1 protein-coding gene is annotated in these 1154 nt (G+C 57.0%); it reads right to left on the bottom strand.

The window, feature by feature from the left end:
- Positions 1 to 1154 (bottom strand): diguanylate cyclase (locus I6F09_RS37135; protein ID WP_225143926.1); only part of this gene is annotated, 1154 nt, incomplete at both ends.

The raw sequence follows: 1154 nt of genomic DNA, 5'->3' as shown, positions 1-1154 counted from the left end.
GGCGCGGACTAAAGCCGGTCTGCTCTAGGAGCGATATAATGCGCTCTCCAAGCGCGGAATCCCGCAACTGAACAGGCGAAATGTTGAAGGCAAGCGAAAACGTCTTTGGCCACGCAGTGGCATCAAGACACGCGCGGCGAAACAGCTGATCTCCAAGAGCGTTGATGAGGCCTGTTTCTTCTGCAATCGGAATAAACACGTCAGGCGGGATATGGCCCGATGTCTTGCTCTCCCAACGCGCCAACGCCTCGAACCCGACGATGCGATTACTTACAAGTGAAACCACCGGCTGGTAATGGGGCTCGATAATATCCGTTGCGATAGCGCTCCGAAGCTCACGCTCAATATTGATGCGCCGCTCGACATGCACGTCCATGTCAGGTTCAAAAAAGCGAACACGCGACCTGCCGTCGCCTTGCGCGCGATAAAGTGCGCGTTCTGCGCGCCTAACCAATTCGTGGGGAGTGACGCCATCAAGCGGAGCGATGGCGATGCCAATTCCAAGACTAAGCTCGGCTGCGCCAGCCTCAATCGCGAAACTGTCGGCGGCAGACGCCACGATACGGCGCGCCAGATTGGCGGGATCCTCGAGGGAGCTAATGTTGGGCAGGACGATCCCGAATTCGTCGCCTCCGATCCTCGCCAGGAAGCCGTCCTTGCACAAGATGTCGGCAAGCCTAGTGGCAAGTTCGCAGAGTGCCTTGTCCACCGCTGCATGGCCGTGCGTATCCTTGATTCGCTTTAAGCCGTCGAGGCCGAGCATCAGAACAGCGACTTGATGCGTGTCGGTGGCGAGGCCAACGCACAGATCAAGTTTGTCATCAAACAGGCGGCGGTTTGGCAAGCCAGTCAATGGATCGTGTCGCGCCAAATCGCGGACTTCTCCTTCTGTGATGGTTCGTGCTTCAGTTCCGCGGGCGAGTTCTCGGTAGCGCCGAACACTAAAGATCGTGAGCCCAATGCTCAGCAAGAATGCAACGAACACGATGAAGATAATGTCGTCGAGTACCGACTCCACATAGCGCTGTCCCAGCTGCGCTAAACGAGGGCCAAGCCCATAGAGATGCGCTAAAAGTGAAGTGAGAACGACGCCACCGAAGAGAGCAATGAGGTCCCTCGTGGCAGAACTGCGCCAATCGAAGTGCAATACGCGC

The organism is Bradyrhizobium sp. IC3195, assembly GCF_020193585.1.
GTDB lineage: Bacteria > Pseudomonadota > Alphaproteobacteria > Rhizobiales > Xanthobacteraceae > Bradyrhizobium > Bradyrhizobium yuanmingense.
Note: the sequence above shows the minus strand (reverse complement) of the source record. Positions and strands in the feature narration are given on the sequence as shown.